The organism is Coprococcus sp. OM06-34AC (genome assembly GCF_003462545.1).
GTDB lineage: Bacteria > Bacillota > Clostridia > Lachnospirales > Lachnospiraceae > Coprococcus > Coprococcus aceti.
On record NZ_QTZF01000014.1, the window covers coordinates 1 to 6049 of the forward strand.

Annotated in this window: 12 protein-coding genes; all 12 read right to left on the reverse strand. The window is 35.2% G+C overall.

Features of this window, described 5'->3' with window-relative positions; all coding sequences use genetic code 11:
* Nucleotides 1-89 precede the first annotated feature (89 nt).
* Nucleotides 90-266: a hypothetical protein gene (locus DXB91_RS14225; protein ID WP_158564624.1), complete on the reverse strand. Its 177-nt coding sequence runs from the start codon at nucleotides 264-266 to the stop codon at nucleotides 90-92.
* Nucleotides 267-472: 206 nt separating this feature from the next.
* Nucleotides 473-643, reverse strand: a complete 171-nt coding sequence (locus tag DXB91_RS13865) for an immunity protein Imm33 domain-containing protein (RefSeq protein ID WP_199413867.1) — start codon at nucleotides 641-643, stop codon at nucleotides 473-475.
* A gap of 69 nt (nucleotides 644-712) precedes the next feature.
* Nucleotides 713-1222: an ankyrin repeat domain-containing protein gene (locus tag DXB91_RS13870; protein ID WP_055148038.1), complete on the reverse strand. Its 510-nt coding sequence runs from the start codon at nucleotides 1220-1222 to the stop codon at nucleotides 713-715.
* 14 nt (nucleotides 1223-1236) lie between these two features.
* Nucleotides 1237-1365: a GH-E family nuclease gene (locus DXB91_RS14875; RefSeq protein ID WP_118018520.1), complete on the reverse strand. Its 129-nt coding sequence runs from the start codon at nucleotides 1363-1365 to the stop codon at nucleotides 1237-1239.
* Nucleotides 1304-1645, reverse strand: coding sequence for a DUF6572 domain-containing protein (locus tag DXB91_RS13880; RefSeq protein WP_118018512.1), 342 nt, complete (start codon nucleotides 1643-1645; stop codon nucleotides 1304-1306). Before DXB91_RS13880 ends, DXB91_RS14875 begins: the two co-directional genes overlap by 62 nt.
* Nucleotides 1646-1751: 106 nt before the next feature.
* Entirely contained in the window at nucleotides 1752-1958 is a 207-nt protein-coding gene (locus DXB91_RS13885; RefSeq protein WP_055148043.1) for a hypothetical protein, read from the reverse strand.
* Nucleotides 1959-2026: 68 nt separating this feature from the next.
* Complete coding sequence (locus tag DXB91_RS13890; protein ID WP_118018514.1) at nucleotides 2027-3328, reverse strand: hypothetical protein; 1302 nt, start codon at nucleotides 3326-3328, stop codon at nucleotides 2027-2029.
* Between the two features lie 62 nt (nucleotides 3329-3390).
* Complete coding sequence (locus DXB91_RS13895; RefSeq protein WP_118018516.1) at nucleotides 3391-3636, reverse strand: EsaB/YukD family protein; 246 nt, start codon at nucleotides 3634-3636, stop codon at nucleotides 3391-3393.
* Between the two features lie 303 nt (nucleotides 3637-3939).
* A complete protein-coding gene (locus tag DXB91_RS13905; RefSeq protein ID WP_055148064.1) occupies nucleotides 3940-4257 on the reverse strand; it encodes a hypothetical protein in 318 nt (105 codons plus the stop codon).
* A 15-nt stretch (nucleotides 4258-4272) separates the two neighbouring features.
* Nucleotides 4273-4935, reverse strand: a complete 663-nt coding sequence (locus DXB91_RS13910; RefSeq protein ID WP_133300893.1) for a hypothetical protein — start codon at nucleotides 4933-4935, stop codon at nucleotides 4273-4275.
* A 256-nt stretch (nucleotides 4936-5191) separates the two neighbouring features.
* A complete protein-coding gene (locus DXB91_RS13915) occupies nucleotides 5192-5605 on the reverse strand; it encodes a hypothetical protein (protein ID WP_055148057.1) in 414 nt (137 codons plus the stop codon).
* A gap of 20 nt (nucleotides 5606-5625) precedes the next feature.
* A partial coding sequence (locus DXB91_RS13920; protein ID WP_147343999.1) for a glycohydrolase toxin TNT-related protein occupies nucleotides 5626-6049 on the reverse strand: 424 nt, incomplete at its 5' end.

Consider the following 6049-nt stretch of genomic DNA (forward strand, 5'->3'; position numbering starts at 1 on the left):
GCCTGTTCGCAGATACTGCGATACAACATCCAAAGTATCCGTTATCACATCACGAACCTGTGCATTCTCATTTTAACCATTATGCTTATTTACACAACTGAAGCCAATACGATCCCAGCTATTACACCTATAATGATCTTCACATTGGGTCCATGCTTGTCAGAATCACCAGCTTCAAGCGCTTTTAAAATGTCTTCAAGCTCATCTCTGCTATCTTTCGCAGCTTCTCCAACGCCCGCAGCTCCAACATCATCTTCCTGCGACACAACACCATCTCCTTTATGCCATTATCAAACAATAGTATTGCATCATCCATTATTTTTTTGTCAACAATCATTTAGTTTTTCTCAATTTAACTCTAAAAAAATACATTGTTTTCATAACAAATGTTGTTAAGTAAACAATGTATTTACTATCTGCATCGGCTTCTTACACTACTCATTTACTTCTTACCGAGTGCCCAGAATATGTCCTATACTTTAAATTTCTTTCCTGTACTGTTATCCAAGAAATATTTCTTTCCATTCTCATCCACCAATTCTAAATCAGTTCCAACTTTACAGTTGTATATTGTGAGAATTGCCGGTTCAATATTTGCAATTGTATTAAAATCACAGATGCTCATATTATCTGCATCACTCAAATACTCTTCCGTATCAATATATTTTTTGAAACAACGCTTCCACCAGCATCTGAAATAAAACTTACTACATCACTCATATAATTTTAACCTTTCTACTAATTTTTTTCTGTACGGCATTTGAGCAGCAATTTCCAATGGCGTTTTTCCCCATGCATTCTTGTAATTAACCAGAATATTTTTTTGTGCAAACCAGATTTTATATAAAGGTTCAAGTTCCTCATCTGTAAATTTTAAATTAATCAAATACTGTAGTGGGACTCTTCCTTTTTCGTCTATTTGGTTTATATCCACACCTCCATCTATCAACTTTTTGCACAACTCCACCGTCTGATTTATATTGTGATTCACTCTTGAAAGCAATATATGCAAAAGATTTTCACCACACTCATTTACTACATTAACATCAGCACCCTTATTGATCAAAAAAATTGTTATTAAATAACGGCTTTCTGCATCATTATTTGATAATGAATAAAATAGCAGTGATTTACCTTTGTACATTTTTTTCTCATCTCCTTCATTATAACAGGAAATAAAATCATCATATTTCTTTAATTTTGCTACTAAATATATATCCATTAGATTCTTCCTTATTAATATTTGTGACTACGGTTATTACTAGGCAGTTCTGGTCTATAGTTGTCAATATCATTGTACCAATCAACAAACTCTTTTACTGTTAATTCTCCATTGATGTTCCTCGCAGAATGTAATATAAGAATTTATTTTTTCTTGTAGTCTTAGTAAATGATCATACTCATTTTTCCAATCAAGATGATCTGATATCAGTAATATTAAAGCCTTCCCATTTTCATCCGTAGCCATTCCATCTATTGTTCCACTATCTAAAACCGACATACTTCTAACCATTGTTTTGGTAACAGCATCAAAATAATATCTGCGATTCTTTAAATACGTATTTTTCTCCTCATGTGTTACACCTGTTTCTCCAGCAATTTGTTTTGCCTCTGACGTAGTGTGTCCAACATAGTCAATCAGCATGTTTTTTTCTCATGTTACTATAAAAAATACATTGTTTCCACTATACTAATTGTTATGGAAACAATGTATTTTTGCAAATCGCAAATTCTATGATAATTACCTTAGCTTATATAGTATTTTTTATTTCTTCTAAACCTTTCATTAAAGCATCCTGAACTATACTTACGTTATCGCTGTATTCTTTTTTTTCATGCTTAATAATATCAAATAAATCTTTTATAACTCCATCAATCATTATAGTTATACCCTCTACGCTTTCGCCTGTTTTTTCATTTACAAACTCCTCTGTCATTATCGAAATCGTTTTTTTCATTAAACCAATCCTCCAATTATTTTTTTCAACAATTTTAAGCTTACCTTATTCTATTTCTTATCTTTCACCTACCCCCCTCCTGCTATTATTCTTCCATTTGTAGCATATTCCTCAATCCATTCAATCCACGGTGCAGGAAATTCTATGCATCTTCCAGGAGTTGTGGGATCATTTAGCTTTGGCGCACATCTCCCCTGATTTAAAGGATTTGTTCTATAATTCTTTTCCGGCACGATATACTCGTTTACCATATCATCTAACCATTTAGGAACTTCAAATTCATAAATATCAGCACCAGGTCGTTTATTTTCTATATAATACTGCGAATGCTCTCCGTTATCCACACTAACATTCAAATTTACATTTTTCTTATTTATATATACATTTCCTTCACTATCAATTAATATTCTCTGTTGACTTGCTTTGTCTCCAGTTCCTCCTTGAACACGTCTATATGTGACTGTATTTGTGGGCTTATTACTATTAGCTTTACTTTGATTATCCAACGAATTCTTAAAATTAATTGAATTACTGTTCTTATCTGGTGATTGAGTCCTATCATTACATTCATCCATAATCGACTGCATAACAAGCGATGTTACAGCACTCGCTGCCCAAGTCTTGACTATGTCTACACCAGTAATACTCTTATCGTACTTGTCTGAATGATATGCATATACCACAGTATCTACAGTCGCATCAGATATCATATTCACAGCTTTTACTGCCACTATTCTTCCTACTGTCAGTTCTGCCCCGGTTGCAACTGCCGATATCCCGGCTCCTAATCCACCACTGATTGCACCCAATATTGCTCCAGATTCAAAACCACTTGCAAATCCATCGTAAAATGATTTGCCGGAATTCATGGAAGCTATTCCATTCATGACACCTGACGTAGCTGCACCAATAATAGCCGATGTCGCTACAGACTGTGTCACTGCAGCTGCCGTAGCTCCCAGTACAGCAGGGCAGACTATCGCCACTGCAGCAGTAACCACAAGCACACCTATACCTATAGCCAGCTTTCCCTCACTGGTCTCATACCATGGAGTTTCAGCATATAGATTGCATAGAGTCTGTCCAGATGCCTCGAATTTTTCATTACATTCTTTATACAGATCGTATGCCTCATCCAGAATCTTCTTCAGAGTTCCAAGCCGTTCATATTCATCTGTCAACTGAGCACGATATCTGTCCAGGGATGATATATCCAGAGATTCCGCCATCTTACTTATGTATATTATGTCTCTCTGACGTCTGATATCATCAATATACTGTCCAAGTGTATCATATATCTTTGACAATCTGTAAGGTTCATCTTCAAGCCTGCCAAGGTCTACATACAAAAGCACGCCTCTATTCCCCATTATTTTCATCCCCCCTGTACTTGTCAAGTATCTTTACGATACTAACATCACACATCCTTCATCTACATGAGTATCAGTTTATCGCCATTTTCAACATGATAACTTTTCAAGGTTCTATCTGGATCCATAACCATGCCTTCTCTCGGTAACACTAATGCCCAGTGCTCACGATTCACATAGCCTGTTCGCAGATACTGCGATACAACATCCAAAGTATCCGTTATCACATCACAAACCTGTGCATTCTCATTATATTGAACATCAAATTCTTGATTTATTTCCGGCATAATCAACCTGGACTTAATCATGAACTCCTCCTTTACGGATGGAGCATCTTCAATAGAAAAACTGCATCTGAATCAAGATTTCTGATTTGATGTTTTCTTGAGCCAGATGAGCACTTTCTCTTTGTGAGATGACCAAAAGGCAGACTCTGGGCACGATATTCGAAAGAAGTAGACTGATATCAGCAGTCTGGAAAAGAATTTGAAAATTAACATAGAAAAAACGCATTATCTCCATAGCACCAAGTGCCATGAAAACAATGCGTCCTAAATTTTAAAGAAAAAATATTCAGTTGTGATTTCGGATGTTCTTATACGAAGTCATTATTAAATATAGTCTTTCATAATGTTCCAAACCCTTTTTACTTCGTCATTATATTTCTCATTCAACTGATTTCTTAATTGAACATCTGCATCATAAATAATGAAATCGCTTAACCCGCCTCTCGAAGCAAACAGTTTACTATAGCTTTCTATCAAGTATTTCATTTTTTCACCATTGCTCTCATCCGAGTCAATACAATTAACTTGTCCCATAAGAATTCTTAATATCCCGTTATATTGTCCATATCCATATTTTTGTACCATTTTGCCAATCTCTATATACGCCTCTCGCAACTGCAAAAACTCTTCATTTCTTATCATTCTTCTATCTCCAATCTATTGTAACGGTGTTTTTCCTACAACTTCAAAAGTCCATGGTGCATCTATATAGGTTTGCATAACATTATATCCTCCCACGTATACTCCACCTTGCGGTCCGACTGATCCTGTATAAATAGTAGTACCCTTTGGTACTTTAATCGCATATACATTATCTATATAAGAGCTTGCCTCATACGCACCAGTTTTCGGGTCTATCCAATGAGTCTTTACCGCTGCGTCAATTCTTACATTAGTAACAGAAGCAGGTGGCTCACTCGTAAACCATCTTCCATACGGATTTTGAGCATTACCTGCTCGATACATTATTCTATCTTCCTGTAATACTTCCATATTGTATCTGCCACCATAGAAATTCTTTGCAGGTTGATTAGGCATTTCTGCTAACGGTCCTGGATTTTCAATCATATTATATTGATAATTAGCTATATCACCTGACCAATATATAACAGTTGTACTACCACTCTCTACAACTTCTGCAACATCATCTAGCTTATTCACTTCTACATTACTTAAAGCTTTTTCACCTAAGGCAATGTCATCTGAGTTCTTGAATATCGTTGTATGGCTTAGTTCTTCAATATCCGTCTTTCTCGCTACATCTCCGATTTCTGATACGGAACTGTTCGCTGGGTTTCCTGATATAACTTCTTCTACCATATTGCTTCCCAACATTGCCAATATATGGCTGTCTGTACTTTGATAGATTGCATCACAAGGTTTATCTTCTGCTACATTCCCAATCAATATCCTTCCAGCATCTACGGCGATAGTTTATAAATCCGTGAACTTCACGGATTCAGGTAAATGACAAAAAGCTATTATTAATCTCTGTATGTCATTCACTTCGTGAACAGACAGAGATTAAAATAGCTTTTTGAGTTAAGGGTTTTGGAGTCCTAAAGTATAACCATAATTAAATATCATTATACGGATTTTTTTCAAGTATTTCATTAATCTCTTCATCTTTCCTTTTTAAAAAATCCTCACCAAATAAAGCAAATATTTTTTTTTCTTTCTCAAAGAGTGGTCTTCGGAAATCTTTTCCTTTCTCTTGATTATTCATGGCATACTTCATAGTAATATTTGTTGATAATATATTTAAAGCATACCACAATACTTCTCGTTCGTCATTTACAACTATATCACTTCTTATCTTCCCCTTTTCTGCATAAAGAATATGATAATTTGAATTTGTACTAAAAATGTATGTTCCCTCAGCACTATTATCATCCCCTTTTTCGAAAAAAACATTACTGTATGAAATCTCATCTAGTTTATCATTAATTTCACTCATAATATATTTTTGCAGTTCATTTGTTGTTAACATAGTTTTTCACCTCTCTCTATTTATTTTGGCACTATATAGCCTTCTCTAATTAATTGTAAAATCGGCATTGGCAATTCATATTGTAATCCTCCACCTGCAGAACCTCCCCATGCTGCAATCTCTGCTTGGATAGTGTTTGGTATTTCCTTTATAACCCTAAATTCCTGATAAATATTAGGGTCAGTAGTTGGTGGCAATGCTAATTTATCTGCATTTGCACCTGTTTGTGTTACAAAGTTACTCTTATTCCCAATATTTCCATACCGCCCAAATGTATCTCCTGGTTTTAACGACATATTTACTTCTGTTCCTGGTACAGCTCCGTTATTTGGTGGATAATTTATTGTACCATCTGCTTTATACCAACTTGTTTCACTTCCACCCTCACAAATAATACTTCTTTCAGACTCCACCCGTCCTTTGCTAGTAGACATACCCCTATTC

What these genes read in the sequence shown, in the direction of transcription:
- DXB91_RS13870 (WP_055148038.1), bottom strand. Translation starts at nt 1,222, where the DNA reads ATGGATATATATTTAGTAGCAAAATTAAAGAAATATGATGATTTTATT.
- DXB91_RS13885 (WP_055148043.1), bottom strand. Translation starts at nt 1,958, where the DNA reads ATGAAAAAAACGATTTCGATAATGACAGAGGAGTTTGTAAATGAAAAA.
- DXB91_RS13905 (WP_055148064.1), bottom strand. Translation starts at nt 4,257, where the DNA reads ATGATAAGAAATGAAGAGTTTTTGCAGTTGCGAGAGGCGTATATAGAG.
- DXB91_RS13910 (WP_133300893.1), bottom strand. Translation starts at nt 4,935, where the DNA reads ATGGTAGAAGAAGTTATATCAGGAAACCCAGCGAACAGTTCCGTATCA.
- DXB91_RS13880 (WP_118018512.1), bottom strand. Translation starts at nt 1,645, where the DNA reads ATGCTGATTGACTATGTTGGACACACTACGTCAGAGGCAAAACAAATT.
- DXB91_RS13895 (WP_118018516.1), bottom strand. Translation starts at nt 3,636, where the DNA reads ATGATTAAGTCCAGGTTGATTATGCCGGAAATAAATCAAGAATTTGAT.
- DXB91_RS13915 (WP_055148057.1), bottom strand. Translation starts at nt 5,605, where the DNA reads ATGTTAACAACAAATGAACTGCAAAAATATATTATGAGTGAAATTAAT.
- DXB91_RS13890 (WP_118018514.1), bottom strand. Translation starts at nt 3,328, where the DNA reads ATGGGGAATAGAGGCGTGCTTTTGTATGTAGACCTTGGCAGGCTTGAA.